A 14,522-nucleotide genomic window follows, 5' to 3' on the forward strand; every position below is an offset into this window, starting at 1 on the left:
CCGTTGCATTTGCCTGATTATGCTTCCATCAAAATTTGATCAACAAAGCCTAAACCTTGATTTAGACCCAGCTACGTTCAGCATAGCGAAAATGGTTTGAGAAAAATGAAAAATACCTTAAAAATTTGTTGATTTCCCTGATTTATGACGTTCTGAAGCATGGTCTGATGTTTGCAATTCTCCACATTTGTGGCGGCCCTAGGGATCTTCGCTAGAGTGATAAAAAGCCTCCCCAAAGGCGATCGCCTTAATTTATCGCTCCCCATGCCATCGACCCACCAGCCGCCAACAACCACAAACATTGGGAAAGTGGTTTCCGTGCGCGGTAGTGTCGTTGATGTGTGTTTTCCCCAACGGCTACCCAGCTATCTCCATCAACTCAATGCCGGGGAAAAAGGTCAAATCATTATCGAAGTCGTCGCCCACCTAAACGCCACCCTTGTCCGGGGCATTGCCCTGACCCCCACCTCCGGCCTCGCCCGGGGAGCCACCGTGACGGATACCAGCCATCCCCTCAAAATGCCCGTGGGCCGCGCCTTACTCGGACGTATGTTTAATGTCTTTGGTGAGGCGATCGATCAAGGCAAACCCCTAACTGCAGTTAAGCATCGCTCAATTCACCAAGCCGCTATTCCCCTCGCCCAACAATCAACCCAAGCAGAAATCCTGGAAACAGGGATCAAAGTAATTGATGTCCTCGCCCCCATCGAACGGGGTGGAAAAGCAGGCCTCTTCGGGGGGGCAGGGGTCGGCAAAACGGTCTTAATTACCGAGATGATCCATAACATGGTCAGTCAGCACCAGGGGATTAGTCTATTTTGCGGTATCGGTGAACGGAACCGAGAAGCTGAGGAACTCTATCGGGAAATGCAGGCGACGGGGGTACTAGACCAGACGGTGTTACTGTTTGGCCAGATGAATGAACCGCCCGGAGCCAGGTTTCGGGTAGGCCATGCGGCGTTAACTATTGCTGAATATTTCCGGGATGAAGCTCGCCAGGATGTGTTGCTCTTGATTGATAACATTTTCCGCTTTATTCAAGCTGGCCAGGAGGTTTCGGGTCTAATGGGAGAGCTGCCTTCGCGGGTGGGCTATCAACCTACTTTAGCGACAGAATTGGCCGCCCTCGAAGAACGGATTACCAGCACAAAAAATGGGGCGATCACCTCGGTGCAGGCGGTGTATGTGCCCGCTGATGATTTTACCGATCCGGCGGCGGTGCATACCTTTGGCCACTTATCGGCATCCATTGTGTTATCGCGCAAGCGGGCCAGTGAGGGGTTTTATCCAGCCGTCGATCCCCTACGTTCGAGTTCCAAAATGTTGATGCCGGCGATCGCCGGTCGGCGTCACTACGAAATTGCCCTGGCGGTGCGTCAAACCCTCGCCACCTACGAAGAGCTTAAGGACATGATTGCGATGTTGGGGATGGCGGAACTCGCAGCGGGCGATCGCGCCATTGTGTACCGCGCCCGTCGGTTAGAGCGATTTCTTACCCAGCCTTTTTTCTCAACGGAACAGTTCACCAACAAAACAGGACGAGTGGTCAGTTTAGAGGCGGCCTTAACGGGTTGTGAGCGAATTTTAAACGATGAATTTGCCGATGTGCCCGAAAGCGCTCTTTATATGATTGGGGCTATTGGGGAGGTGCAGCGGCCATGATTGCCCAGATGGATCTCAAGGTACTGTGTTTGACAGAATTACTGGTGGATCAGCCAGTACGAAAAATCATGGCAGAAGGTGATGGGGGCGGCTTTTGTCTATTGCCCAACCATGTGGATTATGTGGCGGTTTTGCCAGCGGGTCTCTTGATCTTTGAGAGCATCACGGGAGAAGAACATTGTCTGGCCATTGATGAAGGCATTTTAGTGAAACAGGGGGCTGCCGTTTGGGTGTCGGTGCGCAATGCGGTGCGAGGGGATAATCTTGATGATTTACAGCAGGCAGTGCAAGCGCAATTTACCCAGTTAGATGAACAAGAAGAACGGGCACGGAGTATGTTGGCGCGTCTAGAAAGTAGCATTGTGCGGGACTTTATCGATTTGGGAGGTGCCCTATGACCACACCAGAAGGCGATCGCCACCGGGAAGATTTTGAACGGCAGATCCAACAAAAATCCCAACAAAAACTCCAGGCCAAACAGGAAGGCGATCGCAGTTTGTGGTTAGGATTTGGGGTCTTTGGGATGGTGGGTTGGTCGGTGATGGGGCCGACCCTACTGGGGATCTTTCTGGGGATTTGGCTCGACCGCCGCTTTCCGAGTCCCTATTCCTGGACATTAATGGGCTTATTTCTGGGGATTATTCTCGGCTGCTGGAATGCATGGTTATGGATTCAACGGGAGCAAAATCGATGAGGTCGAATTATTTAACTGTTCCTGCAAAAGATAAAAATATTAAAGGCGATCGCCTAATCCAATCGCTAATCTAAACTCGATTAAAAAACGAATTTAAAAACTCAATTAAAATTACAATGAATCTATTTTTAGAAACAATAATACCTAATTTATTTGTTTTTCCCCTCGGCTTTGGGTTGGGATTATTTTACTTCACAGCGCTGTGGTTTACCGTTAAACAATTAACTCGTTCTCAACATCCAGTATTACTAATAATTACCAGCGGTGTGGTGCGCTTAATGCTCGCTATGACAGCCTTATATTTGATGATTGGTGGCCATTGGGAACGAGTACTAATTGCCCTCGCAGGTTTTTTGTTAGCACGAACGATTTTAATTCATCGTTGGCGGCCACAAACTTCATTATCGGAACTGTTGCTGGAGGAATAAATGTAGGATGCAAATTACACCGGATAACATCATTTTTTATCAATATCAGTTTGTGGTGATTAATGCCACTTTGGTTTACACATGGCTCACCATGGCCCTATTAGTAATAGGAGCAGCTTGGGTAACAAAAAAATTAGTGGTGCGTCCCAAACTGTCCCCTTGGCAAAATTTTTTAGAAATTGTTGTTGATGGCATTTATCAACACATTGCAGAGGTCACCCAACAGGAACCGGAACCCTATCTTGCTTTTGTGGGCACTTTATTTTTATTCATTTTAACGGCTAACTTATTAACTGTAGTTCCCGGTTATCAAGCCCCCACTGGCTCCCTTTCAACCACCACTGCTTTGGCGATCGCCGTATTTATTGCGGTGCCGATCTACGGAATCCGTCAGCGGGGAATCTTAGGGTATCTCAAAAGTTATCTCCAGCCGACGCCGATTATGTTGCCCTTTCAAATCATTGGTGAATTTTCCCGAACTTTAGCCCTGGCCGTGCGTCTTTTTGGCAATATTATGAGTGGAAACCTTTTGGCGGCAATTTTATTAGCCCTTGTTCCGTTATTTGTACCTGTGGCGATGAATTTATTGGGACTTGTATTTGGGGTCATTCAAGCCTATGTGTTTGCGATTTTAGCCTTGGTTTACATTGCTTCTGCCGCGACGGTGCAGGAGAAAAAACAAAGTATTTCGATGGAGGAAAATTCATGAGTGATCTCGCATTAATCGGCTCGGTGGCGATGGTAACCGCTGGTATTACCATTGCCATTGGTTCCATTGGCCCGGCCCTAGGGGAAGGCATGGCCGTAGCTAGGGCTTTGGGGGCGATCGCCCAACAACCTGACAAGGCCAATATGATTACCCGCACTCTATTTGTGGGCCTCGCGATGGTGGAATCAACGGCGATCTATTGCCTAGTGGTGTCGATGATTTTGCTGTTTGTCAATCCATTCTGGAACTATTTTCTCAACCAGGGGGGTTAACGGTGTTAATTGACTGGTTTACGGTGTTTGCCCAAATCCTCAACTTTGTCATTTTGCTGGGGTTGTTGCGCTGGTTTTTGTACAAGCCCATTTTGCAGGTGATGGCCAAGCGTCAGGCCCAACTGGCAGAACAATGGCAAACGGCCACGGATCTCCAAGCCCAGGCCCACCAAGCCCTAGAACAATATCACCAGGAACAACAGTCACTTCAAGCGCAACGGGCTTCATTTTTGGCGGCAGCGCGGGCAGCAGCAGATGAGGAGCGACAACGGCAATTACTAACCCTGCGTGAGGATATCCAAGCCCAACGGGAAGCTTGGGAAGCGGATCTGCACCAAGAACAGAGGGCTTTTTTCCATACGCTCCGGCAACAGGTCAGCCAACAGGTGGTGGCGATCGCCCGGCAAGCCCTCCGGGATTTGGCGAATGTAAACCTCGAGCAACAAATAGTAGAGCGTTTCTGTGAACAACTGCAACACCTTTCTCCGGCCCAACGACAACAGATCAATCATTTAGAAACCCCACCAGAAGCTGTCTTTATCCGGACAGCATTCCCCCTGGATGTCACCCACCAAGCGCAAATCAAACAAAGTCTTGCCACCGTTCTAGAGCTTGACCGAACGCCCATTCATTTTGTCACGGTGCCGGAGTTGGGCTGTGGCATTGAACTGAAACTGGCTGGCCAAGAAATCGTTTGGGGCCTTGATCCCTATCTCGATCAACTCGAACAAACTTTGGCGATCGCCACCCGTTAAAGCCCTGAATTTTTTGACCCACTGCTCACCATGGAACTCCTGGCCCAATCTCTCCAAGGCACTTACACAGAAGCCTTACAGCAAATTCAGCAAACCCTGGCAACCTTTCCGGCCCAACTGACATTCCGGGAAACGGGGGTTGTGGAATCTGTCCGGCCCGGCATCGCCAGAGTGAAGGGATTACCCAACGTCCAAGCCGATGAATTGGTTTATTTTTCGCACTCCAGTGCTGGGGGTGAACCGCTGCTGGGGATCGCCTTTAACCTCGATCCCGATGAAGTGGGCGTAATTTTGCTAGGAGATAGCCACGCCCTCCAGGCAGGGGATGAGGTCTACCGCACCGAAAGGGTGATGGATGTGCCTGTGGGAGAAATGCTACTAGGGCGGGTGTTGACCGTGCTGGGGGAACCTTTGGATGGTCGGGGTGCCCTCAAAGCAGTGGAATGGAAACCCGTCGAACGGGAGGCCGCCGCAATTTTGGATCGCGCCCCGGTAACGGTGCCTTTGCAGACAGGGCTGAAAGTGGTAGATGCCCTGATTCCCATTGGTCGGGGACAACGGGAATTGATCATTGGCGATCGCCAGACAGGAAAAACCACCATCGCCATCGATACGATCCTCAACCAAAAAGACCAGGATGTGATTTGTCTCTACTGTGCCATCGGTCAACGGTCAGCGGCGATCGCCAAGGTGATTGCGACCCTCCGGGAACAGGGGGCCATGGATTACACCATCGTGATTGTGGCGGCGGGCCAGGATCCCCTTGGACTGCAATACATTACCCCTTATGGCGCGACGACGATGGCGGAATATTTTATGGAACAGGGGCGCGATGTGTTGATCGTTTACGATGACCTGACCCACCACGCCCGCACCTACCGTGAACTCTCCCTCTTGCTGCGACGACCACCGGGGCGCGAGGCCTATCCTGGGGACATTTTTTACCTCCATTCGCGGCTTTTGGAACGGGCAACCCATCTGGCAGAAGCTTTGGGGGGCGGCTCCCTGACCGCTTTGCCGATTATCGAAACCCAAGCCCAAAATCTTTCGGCCTATATCCCAACCAATTTAATTTCCATTACCGACGGCCAAATTTATCTCTCACCAGAGCTGTTCCAAAAGAGTATTTTCCCAGCGGTGGATGTGGGTAAATCCGTGTCCCGGGTCGGCGGGAAAACCCAACTAGCCGCCTACCAAGCTGTTTCTGGAGCGTTGCGCCTCGCCTATGCCCAATTCCAAGAGGTCGAAGTATTTGCCCGGTTTGGGACGCAACTGGATGAACAAACTAAACAAACCCTCCAACGGGGGAAACGCATCCGGGAGGTGCTCAAACAAAATCAAAGTCAACCCCTGACGGCGGCAGCCCAAATTGCCATTTTGATCGCCGTCACCCAAGGTTTATTAGACCATGTGGCCCTAGAAGAAATCTCAACGGTGGAACAAAAATTAGCCCAGGCGATCGCCCAAGAATTACCCGACCTTGTGGAACGCATTCAATATTCCCATCCCCTCACCGAAGCCGATCAAACCCTCCTTTTGGAAACCCTCCAAGCCGCCATCAAAACCTAAGCAATGCACACCCTCGAATCCCTGCGCAACACCATCAACAGTATTGAAGATCTCCGGGCCGTTGTCCGCACCATGAAAGCCTTGGCCATGGTTAGCATTCGGCAATACGAACAGGCCCGCATGGCTCTCCAAGATTACAATCACAGCCTCGACCTAGGTTTTCAAGCCCTGCTCCAGCATCGGCGTTTTGCAGAAACCGATCTTGATCAGCCGTTGCCCTTGGTTAGCAATTCTCTACAGGGAAAAGTGGGGTTGATTTTGTTTGGCTCTGACCATGGTCTGTGTGGTCAATTTAACGAACAGCTTGCCACCTATGCTCTGCAAGCTTGCCAACAACGGCATCTGACAACTGCTGATTATGCTTTGGCTACCGTCGGCGATCGCCTTTTGCCCTATTTACAGTCCTTAGACCACCCCCACCACACAACCTTCCGACTGCCCAATTCCCTCGCAGGAACGCCCCGCCTGATCCAAAACCTCCTAGGCTTGATTGATCAATGGTATTTCGAGGCCGAAACATCACCCGTTCGCCAGATTCTCTTGATCTATCATCAATCCCAATCCAAAACCCTTTACCAGCCCGTCACCCGACAACTATTACCCCTAGACCGTCAATGGCTCCGGGAAATGGGCGATCGCCCCTGGCAATCCACCGCCTTTCCCCTCCTCAATGGCCCCTGGGCACCAACCTTTGCGGGTGTTGTTCGCCAATACCTTTTTTTAAGCCTGTACCGTGCCGCCGTAGAATCCCTCGCCAGTGAAAATGCAGCTCGCCTTGCATCCATGCAAGCTGCCGAAAAAAATATCGAAGAGCGACTGGGTGATCTCCAGGCCAACTATCGTCAGCAACGACAAAATTCCATTACCGAAGAACTCTTAGACATCGTTTCTGGGTTTGAAGCCCTTAACCCCAACCGTACCCGTTAGTAACAACACCCAAACATCTAACCCACACAAACTTGATTACGTCCACTGCGTTTGGCGCGGTAACAAGCCTGATCCGCCTGGGCCATCAAATCATCCACGGAAGGCAAAGGAGCCGATTCTGACGTGAGCAAAATTAAACCAATGCTGATTGTGATCTGAAAGATTTCTTGTTGCCAAGTAAACGTATAGTTTTTGAGAACGCTGACTATTGCCTCTGCAATGGCAAGACCATTTTCTAGGGTGCAATTCCGCAATAACAGGGCAAATTCATCGCCTCCCACCCGGGCAACTTGGTCTTCAGCGCGGACCTGTTGGGCAAGTAAATGGGCAATATCCCGCAGGAGGACATCGCCAGCATTGTGACCGACGGTGTCATTGACGGGCTTGAAATGATCCAGGTCGCAAAACAGCAATACATGGTTGGCTAAACCAGAATTTGCTTCACTCCGGGCTTGTTCTAAGGTGGCAAAAAAGGCCCGCCGATTTAACAAATCCGTCAACGGATCATGGCTGGCCTGGTAGCTATTGATGACTGCTTGGCGACGCTCGGCTAATTCCTCGGCGGTGACCAATAACAGGAAAGATTCGTTGAACAATAACAAAATAAGGGCAATGGTTAAGACCAACTGAGGCGTGTAGGATTTTTTAGCCCAAATTAAAGCTTCAGTGGGCTGAATTTGGAGTTGCCAAGTGCGCCCCCAGTAACGAATGGGTACAGTAATGGGCTCGGTTTCGGTGGTGGCGATCTCTCCGAGATCCGCTTTGCGGTGCGCCGTTGGATTGGGTGGATCTAACTGGTCAAGATTAAGGGTCTGACCCGATTCCGTAGTGTAGAGCAAGGCCACCCGTAAATTTTGTTGCTGGGCGCAGGTGCCGACTGAAAAAACTTCCGCCAAGAGATTGTCCAAGCGGTAAACACCTACCGCAAATCCTCGCACTGATTCTCCTTGTGAATTGACCGGTAGTAGCACGAGGATACTCCGTTGTCCATTGGTGTCTTGGAGCAAGGTCAGGGGTTCTGTGGCATAGGCTTGGTCGGTTTCCATGCTGTTGATAACTGCCGCTGCCCGTTGGGGATCCGATTGAATATCAAAGCCTTGAACGATTCGATGTTTTTCATTAAAGGGTTCGATAAACTGCACGACCACGTAGGAAGGCCGTTTTTGGGCCGGAATTAGTTCGCCATTGGGGAGCCGTTCGGTAATTTGGAAATCGTCTGGTATTAAGGGATCGAGCCGTTGCTGGGCCTCGAAGGCTTGGCGTTCTGTATCAAGGACAAATGGATTCCAAGAGAGGGCAGATAAACCAGGCAAGTTCTCCAAACTGTGGCGGGTAAAGGTCCGAAATTCGCTGGCTGTAACGGTTTCGCTAGAGAGGATGAAACTTTCAACACCTTGGAGGGCTTCGGTGTGGCGGGTTAGATTTTTCTCGAATTGGTGCGCCATATTTTGGGCACATTCTTGTAACTCTAGGCGAATCCGTTGTGTTTCAAAGGCGTAAATTTGGTCGTAGGCGATCGCCGCCATGATCATCAACAGGAGAGACGGAAAAAGTACCTTTGTGCGACGTCCCTGCCACTGATACTGCATCGTGGGGAGAAACATCAAAGTTGCTGGGGTAAACACAATGATCCCCAAAACATCGCCAGCCCACCAGGTAAAGGCAGAAAAAGGAATTTGGCTAGCGGTGATTTCCCCAAAAAAATATTGAGCGTAGGCCCCCACACTACTACCCAAGAGACTACAAACTGGCCCCATCACAATCAAGAAAGGCAGAATTTCTTTGGGGTGACGCAGGGCGGGAGTAACCCCAGAGATGCGACGGCCACACCAAGCTGCGAGGGCTATTTGCAAAGTCGATCCAGCCGCTAAAGTCAGCGCTAGAGGCAGATGCCAATCGCTTAAAACCCCATCGACCAGTACAGATCCCAGGGCGATCGCCGGTAGGTAACGGTATCCATGGGCCAAAACAATGGCGATCGCCAAGCCCGCCGCAGGCCAGAAGGGAAAAGATAGACTTAAACCCTGGGCGAGATAACTTGTGCTGAGGCCGATCCCTGCATAGGCTAATGTCAGAGTAACACTGCGCCATAATAATTTTGTTCGAGCCTTCACCCTGAAAAAAGTCTCCCTGTGCCGTGGAATGGAACTTTTAAAATCAATGCCAAAACGAAAGCAACGCTAACAGACATTAATTATCATTAATTATATGGCTTACTGGATAGCTAAGTGTTTATTTTTCTGTTTGCTCTGGCCTGCATCGGATTGATTGTTGCTAGAAAAATATCGAGGCGATCGCCAAAAGACCTAGTCTTAAAATTCCCTGAAGAATTTCTGTGGGAATCACCGTAGTGAACTAAGTTTCCAATAATGTCGTGAAAATGATTACCATTAAAAATGTCTTCTCAATTGATAATCAATGTAAAAAAATCTCAGTAAATTTTGTCTTATGAGAAGGATGAAAAATCTTAAATTTTGCATAACTAAATTAATCTGCTAATTTCTGCCAAACGGAATTTACATAATATTTTTGTTGATCTGAAAAAGTATGTAGTACCCGAAAGTGATGCTGCTCCGCCAGTTCCTTAATCTGCTTGCGGGAATATTTCCGGGAGGTTTCCATGTGAATCGCCTCCCATGCCTCGAAAATATAACTCTGGGACAGTTTATTGAGAGTAACGGTTTGGGTACAGGTACTAACGAGATAACTTTGTGCCTCGCCGGTGAGGGGATGATAAATGGGGCAATGTTGAAAATGATCCAGTTGAAAATCACCCTCTAGTTCTCGATTAATTCGTTCGAGTAAATTGAGGTTAAAAGCACGGGTCACTCCCTGGCTATCGTCGTAAGCTTTGAGGATAATTTGGGGATCTTTCATCAAGTCAAAACCCAACATGATCAAGTCGCCTGGATCAAGATTGCGGGTAATATTTTGCAGAAAATCAGCGGTTTCCTGGTCTGAAAGATTACCAATGGTTGAACCTAAGAATAATAAAATCTTGCGCCGACTTAAATCATGATCCAGAAAATCGGTATGAAAATAATCTCCTTGGATCGGAGCAATGCTTAGATTGGGTAAATCAGCCTGAATAGTCTCTGTTAAATGGGTCAGAATATTTTCAGAAATATCGACGGGGGCATAGATAAAATCAACAGCTTGACTTAGAAAGTAATCAAGTAAAATCTTGGTTTTTGAACCATCCCCAGCACCTAATTCTACCAGGGTAAACGGTTGGCGATCGCCATAAAATAAGTCTAGGATATGTTGCTTTTGGGTTAAAAAGATTTCCCGCTCACAACGGGTTAAATAATATTCATCTAAGGTCATAATTTGCTGAAATAAAGCATCACCTTGGGCATCATAAAAATATTTACAAGGTAAACTTTTGGGAGAGTGAGATAAGCCCCGGTGGACATCTAAAGCAAAAGAATTAAGGGTTAAATTTTGACTGGGCATAACATTGTGAATTAGTAAAAATAAAAGATGGCAAGATTTTCTGGACTCAAGAATATTCCGCAAGGCGTAAACCGGAAAATTGCCAACGCATTTGTGGGTGAAAAAAGTTACGGTATGTGGGTCGGATATGTTCCCTTAAAGTCGCACAGGAACCACCCCGGAGTACCATCTGATTCACCATAAATTTACCGTTATATTCCCCTAGGGCACCCGCCGGAATTTCATAGTACGGATAGGGGCAATAGGGACTACTGGTCCATTCCCAAACATCCCCATAAAATTGTTGACTGTGTTGTGTTCGTGGTTGGGGATGCAGTTGCTGGGAATTCAAAAAATTAGCAGTTTGAGGAATCTCAGGTTCGGATAAATTGCAAGCCACTTCCCACTCAAATTCAGTGGGTAGACGTTTTCCGGCCCACCGAGCAAAGGCATCCGCTTCGTAGAAACTAATGTGGGTGACGGGAGCGTCCCAATCGAGGGCTTCATAACCATGCAATGTGTAGTGGCACCAACCTTGCTGCTCTGGGCTTTGATCCAAGTGCCAATACAGGGGAGCTGTGAGGTTTTCTGCCTGGATCCATTCCCAACCTTCCATGAGCCAATATTGGGGATTTTGATAGCCGCCAGATTCGATAAATTCTCGGTATTCACCGCAGGTAATTAGACGGTCGAGGATGCGGTACTGATGCAAAAAAACTTGATGTCTGCCCCGTTCATTATCAAAATAAAATGAGTCACCTTGATGGCCAATTTTATAGATACCTTCGGAGATTTCTAAATAATGTTGTGGTGGAGTTGATGTTGATGTATGGGGTATTTGTTGGGTTTCCAAAGGAGATTTGGTTATATAGGCCGGAAACAAAGGATTATGACCGAGAATATATTTTAAGTCGTATAATAATAGTTCTTGGTGTTGCTGTTCGTGGTGGATACCGAGGGTAATTGTTTCGTAGATTTGTTCCTGTTTGAGTAAATCAAATGCTTCGATATCTAGTAATAATGTTTTGAGGAATTGATCAACAGCATGACGGTATTCGATAATCTCAGCGACCGTTGGCCGTGATAAAAAACCCCGTTGCGATCGCCCCCATCTTTCTCCAGCCTGTTCATAGTAACTATTGAAAAGATAGGCATATTGGGGATGATGAGCTTGGTAATCTTTAAGGTTTTTTTGGAGGACAAAAGTTTCAAAGAACCAAGTGGTATGGGCGAGGTGCCATTTAGGGGGGCTCACGTAGGGCACAGGCTGAACAACCTGATCTTCTGGGGCGAGGGGCTCGGCCAGTTTAAGGGTGAGCGATCGCGTTTTTTGATAGTTTTCAAGGAGTGAAGCAAACATGGGCGATGTGATCATGCGGGTAAAGTAAAAGTAATTTTAGAAGAGGCGTTTACCAACCCCATGTGCCCACTTCTCCTTTAAAGGGGCCGACAATATCAGCAGTAATCCAACCGCCATAAAAATTACCCGCTTGGGGGGTGACTTTTTCTCCATTAACGTAGCAGGCATCCATCCCCTTGGCACTAAAGCCGTAGAAATTTTCAATGTCTTGGAAGGCTGGGGTCGGTTGAAAAAAGCGCCAGGCAGCAGCTTCAAGACGGCGATCGCCCACCACCACATCGTAGTATTCGTAGCGACCTTTCCATTCACAGATTCCCCGTTGGCGGTTGGGCACGAGGTACTGGCATTGGACGGCGGCGGCGGGAAAATAATAGCTTGGTGGATGGCTGGTTTCGAGCACCCGTTTTCCCCCAGTGGTCTCAGCAATGGTGATCTGATTACAGATAACGATGAGATGTTTCGCCGTGTCTTCTAGGCGGGCGGGACGGGGATAGTCCCAGACAGACTCTTGGTGGGGTTCAGGCTGAATTGGAATTGGGCGCATGAAAACATCTTTCCTCTCGAAGAATTATTCCGCCAAAGGCGATCGCCTTCTAGTGTGTGCTGTTTTGGCTTGGAAATTCAAGTCTGAGAGGTTTTCCGAAGGGTGTTGTCCGAAATTTCAATGCACCACTATAAGCTTGGGGTAACTTGTCCATAGGGAATTGCCTTCTCGGAGCCAGACTGTTCTACGAAGACACGACCGATTTCTCTGTCTACTCTTGCCACGGTGTATTCGCCAAATGAAGCCCCAAAAACCGCTTGCACTGTATCCCCTGCCTCTACATCGGGGACGAGCGGTACAGGTTTACAATCTGCTTTGTCATAAACCTTCATTCTGCCCGCAAAACCCAGGGTCAAGACTTTTTCGCCCGCAACTTTGACAATTTGCACAGAATTCCATCTTTCGCCATCATTGGCCGCAATCATATTGCCTTCTTGCCAAGGGTCGGTAATCTTTACGAAGGAATCAGGCGCAAGTGGATATTCCGTTGCACCGATAGATTTACCGCTGTCTTGGTCTGTTGCCGGATTGTCATAGGCTAAATCCAAATACATAACCACGGGTTCTTGGGGGTTTGCATCATCCACAACGATTGCGCGTTGCATCCCGGAGCCAGTTTGCCACCAGGTCAGGACGATGTCGCCTTTTTGCGCTGTTTGCCCTTTTGGGATGGGGATAATCATCGCGTTCGGCATTGTGACAATCCCGTCAAAGGTTGAGTCAATATCTGATTCAACTTCTCCTGGTGCGGACATCTGTGCAGAATAGTAAATGTAGGTTTCGTTCGCCGGGTTTTCTGAGGTTATGGCATTTGTCCACATCCTGTTTGTGGGGGTCAGTACATAATCTCCGGCTTCGGCTGTGATGCCCACTGTCGGGAAATCGAAGGGAGTCATGCCAGGGGCGATCGCTGTTGTTTCTTCTGTCACTTCGACTTCTGAAGTTTCAACTTGTGGCGTATTCTCGGTGTTGCTGTCTTCATTAGTACCGCAACTGCTCAAGGACACCAGCATACCGCTCGCTATTAGGGCTGTGGCAACAAATTTTTTGAACGTCATAATCCAGAGAGTTTAACTTTTTTCTAATCTATTTGTTTCTCAGATTAGGAGAGACTTACCTCAACAAAAATTAATCCTAAGAAAACCCTTAGAAAGTCTCTGGTTATGATGGTGACTACACAACTTTTACTGGATTTACTGCCTGAATAGTTTATCTCTGGGTTGAGATGGTTGCGATAAAAGCTATTATTAAATCTTTTTTGAATATCTTTTTAGTTGTAAATTAAATCTATTGATTCCCCTTGGCAATTGTGAAATAATCAGAATAAAATCAAGAAAATTTGTGATAATTTGCGGTTTGAATCCACTAAAAATTTGTCTAAATAAAAACTATTTTAGCGAGAAAAATAGCGATGATTGAGTAGATTTAGTGACATTTCAATTTTGTGCATTTGAAGCTGCTTAAAAATTTATTTCAAGACGTAGCCCACACTGCGTACCGTATGGATCAATCGCTTCGGATTGGTTGCTTCGAGCTTCAGCCGTAAAGCCCGAATATAGACTTCAATCACGTTGGATTCTCCCATAAAGTCATAGCCCCAAACTTTTTCGAGGATCTGCTCGCGGGTTAGGACTTGCCGTGGGTGGCGCAGGAGTAACTCTAACAAATCAAATTCCTTGGCGGTGAGCTGGATCAGTTGGCGATCGCGGTAAACTTCGCGGGTAATGCCATTGAGAGAAAGATCCTCAAATTCTAATTGGTCAACCACTTCCCGGCGAGCGCGGCGGAGATGGGCATTGACACGGGCCAGTAGTTCTTCGATGCTAAAGGGCTTTGTGACATAATCATCGGCCCCGGCATTTAACCCAGAGACCCGATCAGAAATTTCATCCTTTGCGGTCAACAGAAGAATCGGCGTTTCGATGCCACTAGAGCGGAGTCGTAGACATAAATCTAGCCCCGACAAGCCCGGCATGAGCCAATCGAAAATCAATAGGTCATAGGTATTTTCTCGGATTAGATTTAGACTATCGATGCCGTTGTGGGCAACGGTGATCAAATAACCTTCTAGGCGTAATTCGGAGGCAACGAATTGAGCGAGGTTTTGGTCATCTTCGGCCAGTAAAATATGGGGTTTCATAGTCAGTGGGTGGTCGTTGGTAAGGGA

15 protein-coding genes are annotated in these 14,522 nt (G+C 48.2%); 9 read left to right on the forward strand and 6 right to left on the reverse strand.

The genetic code is table 11. The annotated features are described in order from the left end of the window. The first annotated feature begins 264 nt into the window (after positions 1-264). The 9 genes from atpD (at position 265) to AACT35_RS01425 (ending at position 7,016) form a co-directional block, all read left to right on the forward strand. A complete protein-coding gene (gene atpD / locus AACT35_RS01385; RefSeq protein ID WP_099238297.1) occupies positions 265-1,662 on the forward strand; it encodes a F0F1 ATP synthase subunit beta in 1,398 nt (465 codons plus the stop codon). Beyond that, on the forward strand, positions 1,659-2,060 hold the full coding sequence (locus tag AACT35_RS01390; RefSeq protein WP_216820514.1) for a F0F1 ATP synthase subunit epsilon: 402 nt from the start codon (positions 1,659-1,661) through the stop codon (positions 2,058-2,060). The genes atpD and AACT35_RS01390 overlap by 4 nt, the downstream gene beginning before the upstream one ends. Further along, on the forward strand, positions 2,057-2,356 hold the full coding sequence (locus tag AACT35_RS01395) for an AtpZ/AtpI family protein (protein WP_099238299.1): 300 nt from the start codon (positions 2,057-2,059) through the stop codon (positions 2,354-2,356). Before AACT35_RS01390 ends, AACT35_RS01395 begins: the two co-directional genes overlap by 4 nt. Positions 2,357-2,472: 116 nt before the next feature. Beyond that, a complete protein-coding gene (locus AACT35_RS01400; RefSeq protein ID WP_099238301.1) occupies positions 2,473-2,784 on the forward strand; it encodes an ATP synthase subunit I in 312 nt (103 codons plus the stop codon). A gap of 7 nt (positions 2,785-2,791) precedes the next feature. Then, positions 2,792-3,493 (forward strand): F0F1 ATP synthase subunit A, encoded by a 702-nt coding sequence (locus AACT35_RS01405; protein WP_099238303.1) that lies wholly within the window; start codon positions 2,792-2,794, stop codon positions 3,491-3,493. Next, entirely contained in the window at positions 3,490-3,765 is a 276-nt protein-coding gene (locus AACT35_RS01410) for a F0F1 ATP synthase subunit C (RefSeq protein WP_012305626.1), read from the forward strand. Before AACT35_RS01405 ends, AACT35_RS01410 begins: the two co-directional genes overlap by 4 nt. Before the next feature lie 2 nt (positions 3,766-3,767). Next, complete coding sequence (locus AACT35_RS01415) at positions 3,768-4,520, forward strand: F0F1 ATP synthase subunit B (RefSeq protein ID WP_099238305.1); 753 nt, start codon at positions 3,768-3,770, stop codon at positions 4,518-4,520. A 30-nt stretch (positions 4,521-4,550) separates the two neighbouring features. Continuing rightward, positions 4,551-6,089, forward strand: coding sequence for an alternate F1F0 ATPase, F1 subunit alpha (locus tag AACT35_RS01420; RefSeq protein ID WP_099238307.1), 1,539 nt, complete (start codon positions 4,551-4,553; stop codon positions 6,087-6,089). Between the two features lie 3 nt (positions 6,090-6,092). Continuing rightward, positions 6,093-7,016 carry a F0F1 ATP synthase subunit gamma gene (locus AACT35_RS01425; RefSeq protein ID WP_099238309.1) on the forward strand — a complete coding sequence of 308 codons (924 nt, stop codon included), beginning with the start codon at positions 6,093-6,095 and terminating at the stop codon, positions 7,014-7,016. 17 nt (positions 7,017-7,033) lie between these two features. On the opposite strand, the gene AACT35_RS01430 is transcribed toward AACT35_RS01425, so the two are convergent. The 6 genes from AACT35_RS01430 to AACT35_RS01455 all read right to left on the reverse strand — a co-directional run bounded on the left by AACT35_RS01430 (position 7,034) and on the right by AACT35_RS01455 (position 14,495). Further along, entirely contained in the window at positions 7,034-9,130 is a 2,097-nt protein-coding gene (locus tag AACT35_RS01430; protein ID WP_099238311.1) for a diguanylate cyclase domain-containing protein, read from the reverse strand. Positions 9,131-9,503: 373 nt separating this feature from the next. Continuing rightward, positions 9,504-10,472 carry an L-histidine N(alpha)-methyltransferase gene (gene egtD, locus AACT35_RS01435; RefSeq protein WP_030007998.1) on the reverse strand — a complete coding sequence of 323 codons (969 nt, stop codon included), beginning with the start codon at positions 10,470-10,472 and terminating at the stop codon, positions 9,504-9,506. Positions 10,473-10,518: 46 nt separating this feature from the next. After that, positions 10,519-11,811, reverse strand: a complete 1,293-nt coding sequence (gene egtB, locus AACT35_RS01440) for an ergothioneine biosynthesis protein EgtB (protein ID WP_254047964.1) — start codon at positions 11,809-11,811, stop codon at positions 10,519-10,521. A gap of 49 nt (positions 11,812-11,860) precedes the next feature. Then, a complete protein-coding gene (locus AACT35_RS01445; protein ID WP_030008000.1) occupies positions 11,861-12,355 on the reverse strand; it encodes a DUF427 domain-containing protein in 495 nt (164 codons plus the stop codon). A 128-nt stretch (positions 12,356-12,483) separates the two neighbouring features. After that, entirely contained in the window at positions 12,484-13,413 is a 930-nt protein-coding gene (locus tag AACT35_RS01450) for a hypothetical protein (RefSeq protein WP_012305634.1), read from the reverse strand. Between the two features lie 410 nt (positions 13,414-13,823). Then, a complete protein-coding gene (locus AACT35_RS01455; protein WP_012305635.1) occupies positions 13,824-14,495 on the reverse strand; it encodes a response regulator transcription factor in 672 nt (223 codons plus the stop codon). Positions 14,496-14,522: the final 27 nt, after the last annotated feature.

This window comes from Synechococcus sp. BDU 130192 (assembly GCF_963876085.1).
Taxonomy (GTDB): domain Bacteria; phylum Cyanobacteriota; class Cyanobacteriia; order Cyanobacteriales; family MRBY01; genus MRBY01.